Source organism: Enterobacter sp. KB-280D8 (assembly GCF_041399405.1).
GTDB lineage: Bacteria > Pseudomonadota > Gammaproteobacteria > Enterobacterales > Enterobacteriaceae > Enterobacter > Enterobacter cloacae_N.
In genome coordinates, this window is record NZ_JBGKEC010000004.1 from 325,530 (window position 1) to 342,331 (window position 16,802).

Annotated in this window: 12 protein-coding genes, 1 tRNA gene and 1 pseudogene; 5 read left to right on the forward strand and 9 right to left on the reverse strand. The window is 54.8% G+C overall.

What is annotated here, in order from left to right; translation table 11 throughout:
* The first annotated feature begins 5 nt into the window (after window positions 1-5).
* Both AB8818_RS14520 and AB8818_RS14525 read left to right on the forward strand, forming a co-directional pair.
* Entirely contained in the window at window positions 6-1,874 is a 1,869-nt protein-coding gene (locus AB8818_RS14520) for a site-specific DNA-methyltransferase (protein ID WP_316387666.1), read from the forward strand.
* Between the two features lies 1 nt (window position 1,875).
* Window positions 1,876-4,914, forward strand: a complete 3,039-nt coding sequence (locus AB8818_RS14525) for a type III restriction-modification system endonuclease (RefSeq protein ID WP_226857523.1) — start codon at window positions 1,876-1,878, stop codon at window positions 4,912-4,914.
* Between the two features lie 71 nt (window positions 4,915-4,985).
* On the opposite strand, the pseudogene AB8818_RS14530 reads toward AB8818_RS14525, so the two are convergent.
* The 6 genes and pseudogenes from AB8818_RS14530 to rraB form a co-directional block, all read right to left on the reverse strand.
* Window positions 4,986-5,565: pseudogene (locus tag AB8818_RS14530) on the reverse strand (IS3 family transposase); the annotation flags it as partial.
* Window positions 5,566-5,903: 338 nt separating this feature from the next.
* Complete coding sequence (locus AB8818_RS14535) at window positions 5,904-7,169, reverse strand: integrase arm-type DNA-binding domain-containing protein (protein WP_192981837.1); 1,266 nt, start codon at window positions 7,167-7,169, stop codon at window positions 5,904-5,906.
* 186 nt (window positions 7,170-7,355) lie between these two features.
* Window positions 7,356-7,440, reverse strand: a tRNA-Leu gene (locus AB8818_RS14540).
* Window positions 7,441-7,546: 106 nt separating this feature from the next.
* The gene (locus tag AB8818_RS14545; RefSeq protein WP_192981835.1) at window positions 7,547-8,269 is read right to left on the reverse strand and encodes a topoisomerase II; all 723 of its coding nucleotides are present in this window, start codon (window positions 8,267-8,269) and stop codon (window positions 7,547-7,549) included.
* Between the two features lie 30 nt (window positions 8,270-8,299).
* Complete coding sequence (gene miaE / locus AB8818_RS14550; protein ID WP_192981833.1) at window positions 8,300-9,058, reverse strand: tRNA isopentenyl-2-thiomethyl-A-37 hydroxylase MiaE; 759 nt, start codon at window positions 9,056-9,058, stop codon at window positions 8,300-8,302.
* A gap of 46 nt (window positions 9,059-9,104) precedes the next feature.
* Window positions 9,105-9,530 carry a ribonuclease E inhibitor RraB gene (gene rraB / locus AB8818_RS14555; RefSeq protein WP_006810300.1) on the reverse strand — a complete coding sequence of 142 codons (426 nt, stop codon included), beginning with the start codon at window positions 9,528-9,530 and terminating at the stop codon, window positions 9,105-9,107.
* Window positions 9,531-9,629: 99 nt separating this feature from the next.
* On the opposite strand from rraB, the gene argL reads away from it, so the two are divergent.
* The 3 genes from argL to xynR all read left to right on the forward strand — a co-directional run bounded on the left by argL (window position 9,630) and on the right by xynR (window position 11,596).
* Complete coding sequence (argL, locus tag AB8818_RS14560) at window positions 9,630-9,725, forward strand: putative translational regulatory protein ArgL (protein ID WP_213375672.1); 96 nt, start codon at window positions 9,630-9,632, stop codon at window positions 9,723-9,725.
* Window positions 9,695-10,699, forward strand: a complete 1,005-nt coding sequence (gene argF, locus AB8818_RS14565; protein ID WP_010427327.1) for an ornithine carbamoyltransferase — start codon at window positions 9,695-9,697, stop codon at window positions 10,697-10,699. The genes argL and argF overlap by 31 nt, the downstream gene beginning before the upstream one ends.
* Window positions 10,700-10,837: 138 nt before the next feature.
* Complete coding sequence (xynR, locus tag AB8818_RS14570; protein ID WP_163330719.1) at window positions 10,838-11,596, forward strand: DNA-binding transcriptional repressor XynR; 759 nt, start codon at window positions 10,838-10,840, stop codon at window positions 11,594-11,596.
* A 4-nt stretch (window positions 11,597-11,600) separates the two neighbouring features.
* Here xynR and AB8818_RS14575 read toward each other — a convergent pair whose 3' ends face one another.
* The 3 genes from AB8818_RS14575 to yagF all read right to left on the reverse strand — a co-directional run bounded on the left by AB8818_RS14575 (window position 11,601) and on the right by yagF (window position 16,799).
* Window positions 11,601-13,211 (reverse strand): glycoside hydrolase family 43 protein, encoded by a 1,611-nt coding sequence (locus tag AB8818_RS14575; protein WP_163330718.1) that lies wholly within the window; start codon window positions 13,209-13,211, stop codon window positions 11,601-11,603.
* Window positions 13,212-13,222: 11 nt separating this feature from the next.
* Complete coding sequence (locus tag AB8818_RS14580; RefSeq protein ID WP_192981829.1) at window positions 13,223-14,605, reverse strand: MFS transporter; 1,383 nt, start codon at window positions 14,603-14,605, stop codon at window positions 13,223-13,225.
* Between the two features lie 226 nt (window positions 14,606-14,831).
* Window positions 14,832-16,799 carry a xylonate dehydratase YagF gene (gene yagF / locus AB8818_RS14585; RefSeq protein WP_192981828.1) on the reverse strand — a complete coding sequence of 656 codons (1,968 nt, stop codon included), beginning with the start codon at window positions 16,797-16,799 and terminating at the stop codon, window positions 14,832-14,834.
* Between the last annotated feature and the right edge of the window lie 3 nt (window positions 16,800-16,802).

Sequence of the window (16,802 nt, forward strand, 5' to 3'; positions counted from 1 at the left end):
ATACAGTGAAAAACGTTATCCCAGAAGTGGACTCAAAAAGCATGGACATAGTTGCTGACAATATCAGCAAACTCAAAGAACTATTTCCGGAGATATTTACCGAAGGTAAAGTGGATTTTGATGCTTTAAAAGAAGTGCTGGGTGGCTACATTGATGGCCGCGAAGAGCGTTACAGCTTTACCTGGAATGGCAAAAGCAAAGCCCGCATGCTGGCACAAACCCCAAGTACCGGTACCTTACGCCCCTGCAAAGAAGAGTCTGTCGATTGGGATACCACTCAGAACTTGTTTATCGAAGGCGACAACCTTGAAGTGCTGAAGCTGCTGCAAAAGAGCTATCACAAAAAAGTAAAAATGATCTATATCGATCCACCGTATAACACCGGTAAGGATTTTGTTTATAAAGATAACTTTAAAGACAATATCAAAAATTACAAAGAGATTACCGGACAGGTGGATGGTGAAGGCCGCAATCTTTCTAACAATCCAGAAACCAATGGCCGTTATCACACTGACTGGTTAAATATGATTTACCCAAGGCTGAAATTGGCTCGCAATCTATTAAAAGATGATGGAATAATATTTATCAGTATTGATGATGGAGAAGTCTCCAACTTAAGAAAAATCTGTGATGAGATCTTCGGTGAGGAAAATTTCATTGCAAATTTTTTGTGGGAAAAACGTATAACTAGAGAAAATAGAAAGATTGTATCTAACAGGCATGATCATGTTTTGTGTTACTGTAGGAATGCATCTTTATCAGAGCGAGTTATAGGTTTATTACCTATGGATGACGAAGCAATAAGTAGATATAAAAATCCTGATAATGACCCAAGAGGGGTATGGACATCTGTTCCTGCAATTGCGCAAGCAGGTCATGGAACGAAAAATCAATTCTATACACTTACAACGCCATCCGGAAGAGAAGTTGATCCACCATCAGGCTCATGTTGGCGTTATACATATCAAAAAATGCAAGAAGCCATTAGTGATAATCGGATTTGGTTTGGATCTGATGGTGATGGAGTTCCTCGCATAAAGAAATTCCTCAATGAGGGGCAGCAAGGGCTTACCATTGAATCAATGTGGTGGGCAAAAAATGTTGGTAATAATGATTCCGCAAAAAGAGAGCTTACTAAGTTATTTGATGGAAAAGCTGTTTTTGATACACCTAAACCTTCGAGTTTAATTAATCAAATGCTTCAAGTATCTACTGACGAAAGATCAATAGTTTTAGACTTCTTTTCAGGTACAGCTCCTACAGCACAGGCCGTAATGCAATTAAATGTTAAAGATAGAGGGCAAAGAAAATTCGTAATGATCCAGCTGCCCGAATTGACATCAGACGATTCTGAGGCTTTCAAGGCTGGCTATAAAACCATCGCTGAAATTGGTAAAGAACGTATCCGCCGTGCTGCCGCCAAAATCAAAGAAGAAAACCCAGATTATAAGGGTGATCTTGGCTTCAAAGTCTTCAAACTCGACTCTACCAATATCAAGCCCTGGGAGATGGACTTTGATCTCACGGAGCAGGATCTGGAAGATCAAATCTCCAATATCAAGCAGGGTCGTAAAGAAGAGGATGTGCTTTACGAGGTGCTGCTGAAGTACGGTCTGGATCTGACCTTGCCGATTACCGAACATAGCGTGGCGGGTCATAAAGTCTTTGATATCGGCATGGGTGCGCTGATGATCTGTCTGTCGGACGATATTACCCTCGACGTAGTGGAAGGCATTGCCAAGCTCAAAGGCGAACTGAATCCAGAAATTATGCGCGTAGTCTTCAAAGACGCCGGTTTTGCCGACGACGTGGTAAAAACCAACGCGGTACAGATTCTCAAGCAGGCCGGTATCGAAGACGTAAGGAGCCTGTAAGATGAGTATGAAGATTCAGTTCGATGCCAATCTGGATTATCAACGTCAGGCGATTGAGTCGGTAACGGGCGTATTTGCTGGTCAGGAAGTCTGCCAGACCAATTTCACGGTGGCACCTTTGCAATCCTGGGAGGAAGGCTCGCTGTTTTATGGTACTCAGGAAGATAGCTTGGGTATTGGTAACCGCCTACGCCTGCTGGATGAAGACATCCATGCCAATATCCGCACAATACAGCTGAAAAATGGCCTAGCTCCTTCAGAGACTTTTGACTCCAAAGACGGTATTCACTTAACGGTGGAGATGGAAACAGGTACAGGTAAAACTTACGTTTACTTGCGTACAGTGTTCGAAATGAACCGGCTCTATGGCTTTACCAAGTTTATTATTGTGGTGCCGTCCATCGCCATTAAAGAAGGTGTGCAGAAGTCACTGGAGATTACGGCGACTCATTTTAAAGAGCTGTACGAAAACGTTGCCTTTGACTATTTCACTTACGATTCCAGTAAGCTATCGGATGTGCGTAACTTTGCGACCAGCCCTGATATTCAGATTATGGTGATCAATATCGATGCATTCCGGAAAAGCTTTACCGACCCGGAGCAAGAGAACAAAGCCAACATCATTCACCGCGCACACGACCGCATGACCGGTGCCAAGCCGATTGAATTTATCCAGCAAACCAACCCGATTGTGATTGTCGATGAACCTCAAAGCGTTGACACCACCGATAAGAGTAAAGAAGCCATCGCCTCGCTTAACCCCATGTGTACACTGCGTTATTCGGCGACCCATGTGGAAAAGCACCATATGCTCTACAAGCTGGACTCTGTCGATGCCTACGAGCAAAAACTGGTTAAGCAGATTGAAGTGGCAGGCATTGAGGTTAAGGACGGCCACAATAAGGCCTATATCAAGCTGGTCAGTGTGAACAATAAAAAAAGCCCGATCAGTGCCAAAATCGAAATTGATGCTCGCCTGAAGAATGGCAGCATTAAGCGCAAGGAAGTCACGGTGACCAGCGGAGCGGATTTGCTGGATGCCAGGTACAGCGGTGGCCGCGATGTATATGACGGCTACATTATTGATGACATCTACTGCGAACAGGGCAATGAATACATCAACTTTACCAGTAAGCCCGATATTCTGAAACTGGGTCAGGCCTTGGGAGAAGTTGATCCGGATGAATTTAAACGCCTGCAGATCCGCAAAACCATTGAAGAGCATCTCGATAAAGAAATGCGCCTGCGCCCACAGGGCATTAAGGTGCTGAGCCTGTTTTTTATCGATAAGGTCGCCAACTACCGCGCCTACGACGAAGACGGTAACCCGCAAAAGGGTAAGTTCGCCCTGATATTTGAAGAAGAATACGATCGCGCCATTCGCAAACCCAAGTACAGCCAGCTATTTGAAGGTGCCGATCTGGATACAGCTGCACAAGGCGTGCATAACGGTTATTTTGCGATCGATAAGAAAAAAGATTCGTCAGGCAAGGAAATGCTTAAAGAATCTAAAATTGGAAAAGATGGCAAGGCGGCAAACAGCGAATCTGATGGCAGCGCTTATAACACCATTATGAAAGACAAGGAATGGTTGCTGAGTTTTGACTGCAAACTTAAATTTATTTTTTCACATTCGGCCCTCAAAGAAGGCTGGGACAACCCTAATGTGTTCCAGATCTGCACCCTGAACGAAACCAGCTCAGTGATCAAAAAACGCCAGGAGATCGGCCGGGGCTTGCGTATCTGTGTAAATCAGAATGGTGAGCGGGTACACGGCTTTGCGGTGAATACTCTCACCGTGATGGCCAATGAATCCTACGAGCAATTTGCAGAGCAATTGCAGAAGGAAATTGAAAACGAAGAAGGTATCAAGTTTGGTGTGGTTGAAAAGCACCTGTTTGCCAATATCGTAGTGCCGGTTGATGACCACAACCATGAATACTTGGGTAGCGAGGCGTCGAAGCAATTGTGGGAACACTTGCAGAGCGAAGGCCACATTGACGGCAAGGGTAAAGTGCAGGATAGCCTTAAGGCGTCATTGAAGAACGGTACTCTGGAGTTGCCTGAGGCATTCCAGCCCCATACAGCACAGATTGTGTCGGTGCTGAAAAAGGTATCCGGTAACCTGAACATCAAGAACCGTGATGACAAAGCCAAGGTTTCGCTGAACAAAGCGGTGTATCTGAGTCCCGAGTTTCAGGCGCTGTGGGATCGTATTAAATACAAAACTACGTTCCGCGTGAACTTTGATACCAGGGCATTGATCGAGAAGTGCGCCGAAGAGATCAAAATAAACCTTCAGGTGGGTAAGGCTCGCTTCACTTACCGCAAGGCGAAGACTGAAATTGATCGGGGTGGCGTGCACACAGAGAAGACCGTTGAAGCAACCAGCGTGTACGAATCCCGCTCGTACGATTTACCCGATTTGATCACTTACTTACAGAACGAAACCAACCTGACGCGCCGCACCATTGTTTCCATTATCAACAAAAGTGGTCGCCTGGAGTCGTTCAAGAACAACCCACAGAAGTTTATCGAACAGGCAGGTAACATAATCAAAAGCCAAATGCGTCTGTTTATCGTCGATGGAATCAAGTACCACAAAATTGGTGATGATCAGTTCTATGCTCAGGAATTATTCCAACAAAACGAATTGTTTGGCTACCTGAAAGACAACATGGTTAAAGCTGAGAAGTCCGTTTTTGACTATGTAGTTTACGACTCCGATATTGAGCTGGAATTTGCCTCGGCCTTCGAGCGAAATGAGGATATCAAACTTTACGCCAAACTACCCGGTTGGTTCAAAATCGATACGCCATTAGGCGGCTATAACCCCGACTGGGCGGTTCTAATCGAAAAGGATGGCAAGGAAAAACTCTACTTCGTTGTCGAAACCAAAAGCACGCTCTTCTCCGTGGAAAGACGTCCGGAGGAAAATGCCAAAATCAAATGTGGTTATGCACACTTTGAAGCATTGGGTGATGAGGTGAAGTTTACGGTATCTAATTCGATGGATGAGTTCTCAAGCAGGTATGCGTGAGCAGTGTTAATTCACAATTTTTTTTGAAATGAACGATTTGAAAAGGACGTCAAAATGAGACTTTGTAGTGGTCAACTAAAACTGGCCACTGCTTTAGAGTTTTTCCAGTATCGGTTTTCCGATTCGTTTGGGGGTAACCCACCGTATAGTCATGCAGCCTTAGCGAGCTGTAATATGCGACGATATAGTCTGTGATCGCATGAGCAGCTTCGCTAAAGTTTATATAACCTGTCACTGGCACCCACTCGTTTTCAGACTTCTGAAGAAGCGTTCCATCGGGCTGTTGTCCCAACAGTTTCCACGTCGGCTCGTACTCTGCCTGATCCGGCAACCCCACAGTAACCTCCGGAACTGACTGATTGTATAGTGACTACCCTGGACGCTGCGGAACATCACTCCGGCTGGTTTACAGCGAGTTTCCCACGCCATATCCAGCGCTTTGATGGTCAGTCTGCTGTCCGGTGAGAAAGACATTGCCCAGCCAACTGGTTTTCTTGCGAATAGGTCGAGAACAACAGCAAGGTTCGCCCAGCGTTTACCTGTCCAGATATAGGTCACGTCGCCGCACCACACCTGATTTAACTCTGTTACGGCGAACTGTCGCTCAAGATGATTCGGGATAGCAACGTGCTCATTCCCCCCACGTTTATAACCCTACCGATAGCGTGAAAGGAAGTGCAGCAGCAATAATGGCTTATGTGGCGCACGCTGTTCGCCTTTGCGCCAAATGGTGATATTTGATATCGCTTGCTTTAGGGTTTTGTCAGAGGTCTTTACGTTGAAGAATCCATGGGTACATATTTGCGATGATGCTCGCAACTTTATGTACATTCAAGGCATTATTGCAGACGTCCTTTTTGTCTGGCGACTCTGTACCTGGCAGATGGAATTCTGATAACAACGGTAAAAAATACAGCGACCAACCAGTCCTAAACGGGCTGGTTGGTCATTTTTATTTAAACATCAACCGAGAAATAAAGGCATTCAACTCACTCGCCATTACCCCGGTTGATCTTCGCATAGTCAAACGGCGTAATCCCTTTCCCTCGATTGGCATCCAGAAAATCCGCCCACCACTGCAACATCAGCTTGCGCTCATCCAGATGTTCCGCTTTATGGATATATGCAGCCCGCACCGAATTGCGTTCCATATGGCTCATCTGCCTTTCCACCGCATCCTTCGACCATAGTCCTGACTCAATTAGCGAGCTACAGGCCATTGTGCGGAAGCCGTGACCGCAAACCTCAACTTTAGTGTCATAGCCCATCACCCGGAGCGCACTGTTTACGGTGTTTTCACTCATTGGCTTACGCGGATCATGATCGCCAATAAAGATCAGCTCATGTTCGCCACAGAACTGCTTTATCTGCTTCAGGATCGCCAGCGCCTGCTTTGAAAGCGGCACCAGATGCGGTGTACGCATCTTTGAACCTCGCTGAGAATGTTTCACATCAGGAATGGGCTCTCGCTCAGGTGGGATGGTCCACATTGAAGTTTCAAAATCGATTTCTGACCAGCGAGCAAAACGCAGCTCACTGGATCGAATAAAGATAAGCAGTGTGAGTTCCGTTGCCCAGCGGGTTAGCGGCCTGCCGGTATAGCCGTCTATTTTCTCGAGTAACTCAGGTATGCGCTTTAATTCCAGCGCCGGGCGATGTTGTCGATTACTGGAAGCAACCGCCCCAGCCATCTCTTGTGCCGGGTTATAATCAATTAACCCACTTTGCACCGCATACCGCATGATGGCCGTAGTGCGCTGTTGAAGACGGGCAGCAACCTCAAGACGTCCAGACATCTCTACGGCTTTAATGGGGGCTAATAAATCGCGCGTTTTTAACTCAGTGATATTACGTTCACCAAGCGCTGCAAAGAGATTATCTTCCAGACTTTTTAGCACACGATGGGCGTGATCTTCAGACCACTTTTTATTGGTGCCATGCCACTCGATCGCTACCTCTTTAAAGGTTCGTGCTTTACTCTGTTCAACCTTATCATTTTTCTTTTTGTCTCCCGGATCGACGCCATTCGCTAGTAGCTTACGCGCTTCGTCACGACGTGCTCTGGCATCCGCCAGTTTGATTTCAGGGTAAACCCCAAGTGCCAACATCCTTTGCTTGCCGTCATAACGGTACTGCAAACGCCAGTACTTAGAACCATTTGGATGGATAAGCAGGTGCATACCGCTACCATCGGTCAGCTTATATTGCTTATCCGTTGGCTTGGCTGTTCTGACTTTGATATCTGTTAGAGCCATGCTTATCCCCTCCCTGTTGGTACAAGCATTATCGAACCGGAAATACCATCATCTATACCAACATCTGTTGGTAGATGTACGTTGATGTTGGTTGACCTTGAGAGAGTTAATATAGCGGGAAAGGTAGATAACTACTGGATTTTAGACATAAAAAAAGACCTCAGTTGAGGTCCATTTACATGCTTTTGGTGCCGAAGGCCGGACTCGAACCGGCACGTATTTCTACGGTTGATTTTGAATCAACTGCGTCTACCGATTTCGCCACTTCGGCACTGAAGGGGATGCGGAAACGTTGTGGATTATACCTGTCGCGCGCCGCCATGCAAGCGACGACGCGCTAAACCCGCGCTAAGTGCCCAAAAAACCAGCGTCCTTCGTCACTCCAGCTCAGACACCGCCAGTCGAATCACCCCCGCCGCCTTCTGCTCCGGCAGCGCCAACACCTTCGCCCACATCTCCTGCACCATATCGCAGGAGAGCTTCTCTTTGCCCGCCGCCTTCTCCGGCATCTGCAGCAGCTGGATGTCCTCGCCGTACTTATCGGCAAGCGCCTTCATAATCGGTCGCACGTCCTCGACAGCGGCCTCGCGTTCGGCCTGCGTCACGGTGTGGCGATTTTTGCCGTAGGCCGCACGCATCATGTCAGCGTCGGCCTGCATGCGCCGCGCCATCAGGTCTTTATCCAGCATGCGCATCGGGTTCACGCCGCCCTTCACCATCGGGTAGAGGAAGCGGAAACAGGCGTCGTCGCTCACCTTCTGGATGGCGGCGGTCTGCTCCATGTTGATGGTCATGTAGTTCACCACGTTGGCGTCCGGGGCGTTTTGCAGGCGCGACATCTGCAGATGCAGGATCTGCGGCTGAATGGTGTCGATAATCTGCTGCTCCGGCTCGCCCGCTTTTTGCAGGGCGGCCATCTGGTCGAGAATGCGCTGATGCAGCACAGGCTCCTGCTCCTTAATCACCTGCCAGGCGGGCATCGCGTTAAGGGCGTTATCCATCTGCTGTTCAGGAGCGCGCTGCCTGTCGAAGAACACCCAGAACGCCACGGCGGCGACCGCGACAACAACAATGACCGTACTGATCCACGTTTTTTTCATCTCGCATCCTTATCCTTGCGTTATGCCGGTTTACACCGGCACGCCGCTGTGGAAGCGAAACTCGTTGTCCGGTGTCGAGATAAGTGTGGCTTCAATTTCGCCAAAAAGCTTTATGCGCGGTGAGATATCGTCGTCGCTCACCTGCTGAGCCAGCGTCAGGTAGTCCTGATAGTGGCGCGCTTCCGAGCGCAGCAGCGAGAGATAGAACTTTTGTAAGTCGTCGTCGAGGTACGGGGCCAGCGCGGCGAAGCGTTCGCAGGAGCGGGCTTCGATGTAGGCGCCGCAAATGAGCTTGTCGATCAGCGTCAGCGGTTCGTGGGTGCGCACTTCCTTCAGCATCCCTTTGGCGTAGCGGCTGGCGGTGATTTTGACGTACGGAATGTCGCGGGCCAGCATCGCCTCCCGCACCTGCCAGAAATGGTGCAGCTCCTCTTTAATCAGCAGCACCATGCTGTCGATAAGCGCCTGGCCCCACGGGTCGTCGGTTTTGGGCATCACGCTTTTGCCAATCTGCCTGTGCAGGGCGATGAAGTCCGGCTCCGGGCCGTCGCGGAAGGTGAACTGTTCGTAGGGTTTGAGCCAGTCGAGCAGCGCGTCGGCACCGCTTTCGTCGGCGACGTATTTGCGCACCAGCAGCAGCGCGGTCTGGGCGGCCTTGAGCTCGCACACCATGTGGTCGGTAAGCAGCAGCGGCAGGTTCGCCGGGTCGCGGGCTTTATCAATCCATGCTTGCGGGGTCGGGCACTGGAGGAAGTTGAGTACGGGGGCGAGTATCTGCGGGTAATCCATGGTTCTGCCTTGAAAAAGCGGTGGCGCGCGCCACCGCCTGAAACGCTTAGTGACGCACGCCGTCGTCGTCTTCGTCGACGTAATCTTCGTCGTCACCTTCTTCGCCGTCTTCACCGTTCGGATCTTCGAAGTAGGTTCCCCAGCCGTCGTACTCCACGTCAAACTTCTCGGCCAGGTTCATCAGCTGTTCTACCTGCGCGTCGATAAGCTCCGCCTTCAGCGCGCCTTCGCTCAGGATGTCGCAGCAGATGACGGTGTCGCCCTCTTCCACTTCCAGCTCTTCCGGCTCGGTCACTTCGTAACCCAGCTTGAAGGCTTCCACGGCCATTTTTTCCAGCGCGTCGAAATCATCCGCAGAGAAATGGTGCTCGATGGTGTACAGCGCGTCCGGATCGCTACCGTCTTCCAGCAGCTCTTCAATAATCAGACGCGTCTCTTCGCGTTGCTCTTCCAGGTGTTCCGGGTTTGCCATGGCTCAATCCTCTTTAAAGTGCGGCAGATACTTCTATTTTCACACACGGACGGGTTTGCCTCCACCTTTGTTGGAAAGATTTGTGAAACGGGGTTGCAAATGAATAATTACACATATAAAGTGAATTTTAATTCAATAAGTGGCGTTCGCCATGTGAGGATAAAATGTCCGATTTATACAAAAAACACTTTCTGAAACTGCTCGACTTTACCCCTGCACAGTTCACTTCTCTGCTGACCCTTGCCGCACAGCTCAAGGCCGATAAAAAAAATGGCAAGGAAGTACAGAAACTTACCGGTAAAAACATCGCGCTCATCTTCGAAAAAGACTCGACCCGTACACGTTGCTCTTTCGAAGTTGCCGCATTTGACCAGGGCGCACGCGTCACGTATTTAGGGCCGAGCGGCAGCCAGATTGGGCATAAAGAGTCAATTAAAGACACCGCGCGCGTGCTCGGGCGGATGTACGACGGCATTCAGTATCGCGGCCACGGCCAGGAAGTGGTCGAGACGCTGGCGCAGTACGCGGGCGTGCCGGTGTGGAACGGGCTGACCAACGAGTTCCACCCGACCCAGCTGCTGGCGGACCTGCTGACTATGCAGGAGCACCTGCCGGGCAAGGCGTTTAACGAGATGACGCTGGTCTACGCGGGCGACGCGCGCAACAACATGGGCAACTCGATGCTGGAAGCGGCGGCGCTGACCGGGCTGGATCTGCGTCTGGTGGCCCCGAAAGCCTGCTGGCCGGAAGAGAGCCTGGTGGCGGAGTGCAGCGCGCTGGCGGAGAAGCACGGCGGGAAGATCACCCTGACCGAAGACGTGGCGGCGGGCGTGAAGGGCGCGGACTTTATCTATACCGACGTGTGGGTGTCGATGGGCGAAGCCAAAGAGAAGTGGGCGGAGCGGATCGCGCTGCTGCGCGGGTATCAGGTGAACGCGCAGATGATGGCGCTGACCGGCAACCCGGACGTGAAGTTCCTGCACTGTCTGCCGGCGTTCCATGACGACCAGACCACGCTCGGCAAGCAGATGGCGAAAGAGTTCGATCTGCACGGCGGAATGGAAGTGACGGACGAGGTGTTTGAGTCGGCGGCGAGCATCGTGTTCGACCAGGCGGAAAACCGGATGCATACGATTAAGGCGGTGATGGTGGCGACGCTTGGGGAGTGATTGGGTCCTCTGCGCGTTGGTGCCCTCACCCCGGCCCTCTCCCACAGGGAGAGGGAGAACATCGGCTCCATTTCATTGATTTTTCACCCCGAAAAAGGTACGTTTTCGCCTTAATTCCAGCGTGGACATGCCAGCATTATGCCGATTATTCAGTCTGTTGAACGTGCGTTGCAGATCCTCGACCTGTTCAACGAGCAGGCCACCGAGCTTAAGATCACCGACATCAGCAAACTGATGGGGCTGAGCAAGAGTACCCTCCACTCGCTGCTGAAAACCCTGCAGCTTCACGGCTATATCGATCAGAACCCGGAGAACGGCAAGTATCGCCTCGGCATGAAGCTGGTCGAGCGCGGCCATTTTGTCGTGGGGTCCATCGATATTCGCCAGAAGGCGAAAGGCTGGCTGACGGAGCTGTCCCAACGTACCGGGCAGACCACCCATCTGGGGATCCTGGACGGGCGTGAAGGGGTCTATATCGAGAAGATTGAAGGCAAGCTGGCCGCCATCGCCTATTCGCGCATCGGCCGCCGTCTGCCGGTTCACGCCACCGCCATTGGCAAGGTGTTGATTGCCTGGCTGGGCGAGGCCGAGCTGAACGCCCTGCTGGAGGGCTATCAGTACACTACCTTTACGCCCGCTACCCTCGCGTCTCGCGAAGCCTTAATGAGCGCCCTGACGCAGACCCGCGAGCAGGGCTACGCCCTTGACCGCGAAGAGAACGAGCAGGGCGTGCGCTGCGTGGCGGTGCCGGTGTGGAACCACGAGTCCCGCGTCATCGCCGCCCTGAGCCTGTCGACGCTGACCTCCCGCGTGGACGACGCCGAGCTGGCCCGCTTCCGCGAGCAGCTTCAGCAGGCCGGGCTCGCGCTGTCACGCGCGCTGGGCTACCCGGCCTGAGCCGTCAGGCCGGCTCGTAGGTGAAGTAGTCGAAGTCTGCGTGACAACCGTCGCCGCTGATGTCCTCGCAGTGCAGCCCCACAAACGCGCCGGTGAAGAAGCCGCGCCCGCCGATGTAGTCGTCCGACAGCTTCCACGCCTCATACGTGACCGGCACGGCGTGCCACGTCTCGCCGTCGAAAGAGTAGCTGTAGCGGTAGACCAGCCTGTCCACGTCCACCCGCAGCCAGACGCTCTCCGCATGTTCCGGCACCGGAATGGGCTGCTCGTGCAGCGGCCACGACGGCACGTTGTGGTCGAGCTGAATAACCTTGATGGTTCTGCCCTGCCCCTCCTCGTAGTCCACAAAGCAGTAGCTCCAGTTTTTGCTGTTGTAGTAGCAGGTCAGCCCCGCGCTCTGCTGGAAGTGGACCGGCGAGAACTGCATCCGCGTTTCTGAACGGAAGGCGAAGTGCTGCCAGCGGCGCGCCACGGTCGACTGGGTAAAGGTCGAGTTGAGCGAGTCGTTGCCGTAGAGCCGTAAGTAGCCCGGGCGCGCGGTGAGCGAGCCGAGGGTGTCGTCGAACGGAATGCGCAGGGTCTGCAGCTCAGGGTCAAGCGTGTTGCCGTCGAAATCGTCCCGCCAGGTGGCCTGAACGGCTGCTGGCTGCTCGGCCATCTGCGGGCCGGGCACGGTCAGCTGCGCGTGCTTGCCGCCTTCCACGTACGGCCAGCCGTCGCGCCACTCAATGCGGGCGATGCCGGTCTCGCGCCCCAGCGGACAGTAGCCGCGTCCGCCGGAGGCCAGCAGCGGTACGCCGGGAAGGCGCAGCGGGCGGCTGGTGAGGTAGGCCATGTACCACTCCCCGGTGTGGGTCTGCAGCAGCGAGCCGTGGCCGCTTTTTTGCAGCGGGTTCTCCGGCAGGTGCCAGCTGGTCATCATCGTTACGTCCGGGTGCAGCTCGTATGGCCCGTCGATATTTTTGGAACGCAGCACCACGACGGCGTGCTCGTAGCTGGTGCCGCCCTCGGCGACCATCAGGTAGTACCATCCTGCGTGGCGATACAGGTGCGCGCCTTCGGTGTAGCAGAGCGGCGTGCCGGTAAACAGGGTTTTGCGCTCGGGCGAGAGGGTGCCGGTCTGCGGGTCAAACGCCTGCAACACGATGGTGTTGTGCGGGTTGCTGTGGTGACGCGGCCCCCACGGGCGGTAGATATAGTATTTGCGGCCATCGTCGTCGTGGAACAGGGACGGGTCAAACCCGCCATTGCCCATCGGGATCGGCTCGCTCCACGGTCCCTCAATCGAGGGCGCAGTGACAAGGAAGTTGCGGCCGTTTTTCCACGGCGAGTCGACAATCTTTACGTCGGTGTAGAGCAGCCAGAATTTGCCGTCGGCGTAGCTCAGGCACGGCGCCCAGATGCCGCCGGAGTCCGGGTTGCCCTTCATGTCCAGCATCGACACGCGGTCCAGCGGGGTGCTGACCAGCGACCAGTTTTTCAGGTCGCGGGAGTGGTAGATGCGCACGCCCGGGAACCACTCGAAGGTGGAGGTGGCGATGTAGTAGTCCTCGCCCTGGCGGCACAAGGACGGGTCCGGGTTGAAGCCGGTCAGGATTGGGTTAGTGATTTCCATATTGCCTCCGGTTAATGGGATGCGGCTGTCGCGGCGTCGGGAACGGCCTCGCCCTGCGCCGCGCGGTGCTTGATCAGCTGCTGGCTGATGGCCTCCACGCGGGCGTCGGTGAGCTTGTAGAACGACAGCATGATGAACATGCCCGCGTAGAGCACCACCGGCACCACGCAGAACAGAATTTTGATGGTGGTCAGCACCTCAACCGGCTGCACGCTGCTGCTGGCGGAATAGTTCACGTACGCCAGGATCCAGCCCACCACCGCCCCGCCAATCGCCAGGCCAATCTTCAGGCTGAACAGGTAGGTGGAGAACACCAGCCCGTCGAGGCGGCGACCGCTGCGGCTCTCCTCGTAATCCACCACGTCAGAGGCCATCAGCCACTGCAGCGGCGTGGTGGTGTTAAAGACGAACAGGAAAAGGATGTTGAGGGCAAAAATCAGCGCGATGTGCTCAGCCGGGGTGACGAAAATCAGCAGGCTGATCAGCGAGTAGGCGACGATGATCCACTTGAAGGCGGTGACGCGGTCGAAGCGGCCCAGCAGGCGGGAGGAGCAGAGCGAGCCGAACATGGTGGCGAGGCTGCCGTAGAGTAAGAACTGGGTCGCCATCTCGGGGTGATCCATCACGTATTTCACGAAGTAGAGCGTCGCCCCGCCGCGCACCACGTTGGAGCAGGTCGCCATCATCTTGAACGCGCACATGATGCGCCATTGTCCGTTGCCCAGCAGCAGCTTAAGGTCTTTCGCCACCGACGAGCCCGGCTGCACCTCAAAGGTGTAGCGCTCTTTGGTCGTGAAGAAGCAGACGTAGAGCAGCACCACGCCAACCAGCCCCAGCACGCACATGGCGCCGAAATAGCCCACCTGCTCATCCCCCTTGCCGATGATGCTCACCAGCGGCAGCGCGATGCCGCTGATGGCGAGCGAGCCCGCCGCCGCCAGGAAGAAGCGCCAGGACTGCAGGGCGTGACGCTCTTTCGGGTCGGCGGTGATGACGCCCGGCATAGCGCAGTACGGCACGTTAACGAAGGTGTAGACCAGGGTCAGGAGAATGTAGGTCACGCAGGCGTAGATGATCTTGCCCTGCGCGGAGAAGTCCGGCGTGTAGAAGGTCAGCACGCAGACGATGCCGAACGGGATGGCCCCCCACAGCAGGAACGGGCGGAACTGGCCGTGCCGCGTGCGGGTGCGGTCTACCAGCAGCCCCATCAACGGGTCGGTGACGGCGTCGAGCACGCGGGAGACCAAAAACAGCGTGCCCATTATGCCCGCCGACAGGCCGAAGACGTCGGTGTAGAAATAGGCCAGCAGGAACATCGTGGCCTGCCAGACGAAGCCGCAGGCGGTGTCACCCAGCCCGTAGCCAATTTTGTCTTTCATGGTTAATTGCGTCATCAGAATTACACCCTTATGTAGTGTGCTGAATTACAACATCGTGTTAATGGAGTGTAATGAGCTGTTCAATTAACCAGCAATGGTCATATCTTATTTCCGAATTACGTTATTTTGCTTTTGTGACGCCAACGATATATCTCAACTTATTGTTTATATTATTAAATAACAGAAATTAAAAAACCGTCCGCGGAATATTTTCCGCAGACGGGTTTATCTCTGAAAATAATTAAATGCCGAGCGCTTTTTTACCGGCGTTAATTACCTCAATGATTTTATCGGTGTCATAAATACAGCCTTTCCAGGTGCCGCCGCTCACCGACTGCAGTGCCGCCCACAGCCGGGTATCGTCCGGCAAAAAGTCGTGGGCGTGCAGGTCCGGGTGCGTCTGCCGCCTCGCCAGCTCGCGTGCGCCCTCCTCCGGCGTCAACGGGTTGTCCGCGGTGCCGATGAAGTTCACGCTGCCCGTGAGGGTCAGGCGGTCGACGGCAATCTCGATGATATCGTTATCGCGCAGCTTGCCAATCGGCCCGCCCGCCAGCGCCTCCGGCGACACGTGGCCGAAGCAGGCGCCCGTCGACACGCCCGAGAAGCGCGCATCGGTGATTAACGACACCGTCTTGCCCCATGAGATATGCTTCAGCGCGGAGGTAAGCTGGTAGGTCTCTTCCATGCCGGTGCCGGACGGTCCGCCGCCGATCACCACCATGATATCGCCCTGCGCAATCTCTTCCCGCTTGATGGCCTTGATCGCCTGCGCTTCCGAGAAAAACACCCGCGCCCGGCCGGTGTGGCGGTATACGCCATCTTCACCCACCACCGACGGGTCGATCGCCGTGGCCTTGATCACCGAGCCTTCCGGCGCGATGTTGCCCGTCGGGAAGCAGACCGTCGAGGTCAGCCCTTTCGCTTTTGCCTTCTCCGGCGGCAGGATCACATCATCCGGATCCACGCCGTCCTGCTCGCGCAGGCACTGGCGGAAGCGCTCACGGCGCTCGGACGCCTGCCACCAGTCGAGGTTCTCGCCCACCGTCTGGCCGGTCACGGTCATGGCGTCCAGATGCAGCAGGCCGAGTTCGCGCAGGTGGAGCATCACCTCCGGCACGCCGCCCGCGAGGAACGCGCGCACGGTCGGGTGATAGTCCGGGCCGTTGGGTAGCACGCTGACCAGGCGCGGCACCCTGCGGTTGACGCGCGTCCAGTGTTCAACGTCCGGGATCGTGCAGCCCGCCGCGTGGGCGATGGCCGGAATGTGCAGCAGTAAATTGGTGGAGCCGCCGAACGCCGCGTGGATCACCATGGCGTTTTCGATGGCTTTATCGGTGAGGATATCGCGCGTGGTGATGCCGCGGTTATCCAGCTCGCTGACCGCGCGCGCCGCCTGGCGGGCGATCTCCAGCCACACCGCCTGCCCGGACGGCGCCAGCGCGGAGTGCGGCAGCGCCAGGCCCAGCGCCTCCGCGACCACCTGCGAGGTGCCCGCCGTGCCGAGGAACTGGCACCCGCCACCCGGCGACGCGCAGGCGCGGCAGCCCAGCTCGGCGGCTTCCTGCAATGACAATTCATGGTTAGCGAAGCGCGCGCCGATGGTCTGCACCTTACCCGCGTCTTCCCCCACGGTCGGCGGCAGCGTCGCCCCGCCCGGCACCAGAATGGTCGGCAGGTCGTGCATCGAGGCCAGCGCAATCATGGTGGCGGGCAGCCCTTTATCGCAGGTTGCCACGCCGATCACCGCCCGCCGCGTGGGCAGGGAGCGGATCAGGCGGCGAAACACGATCGCCGCGTCGTTGCGGTACGGCAGGGAGTCGAACATGCCGTGCGTACCCTGCGAGCGCCCGTCGCACGGATCGCTGACGAAGGCCGCGAACGGGATCCCGCCGCTGCGGGTAATCTCCTTCGCCGCCGCCTGCATCTGCATGCCGATCTCCCAGTGGCCGGTGTGGTAGCCCAGCGCGATTGGGCGCCCGTCTCCGGCGCGGATGCCGCCCTGGGTGCCGATGATCAGCACCTCTTTCCCGGTCAGCCTGTTGGCGTCCCAGCCCATCCCGGCGTTCTGGGTCATGCCGAACAGGTTGCCGCTGGGGGATTCCATCAGCATCTGCGGAGTCAGCGGCAGCGCGCCCTGCGGCCCCGCCGCGTGGGTGATCACCGCATAAAACGCGTCGTCCTGTGGGGTGAAAATTTTCTCAATGGTCATCGT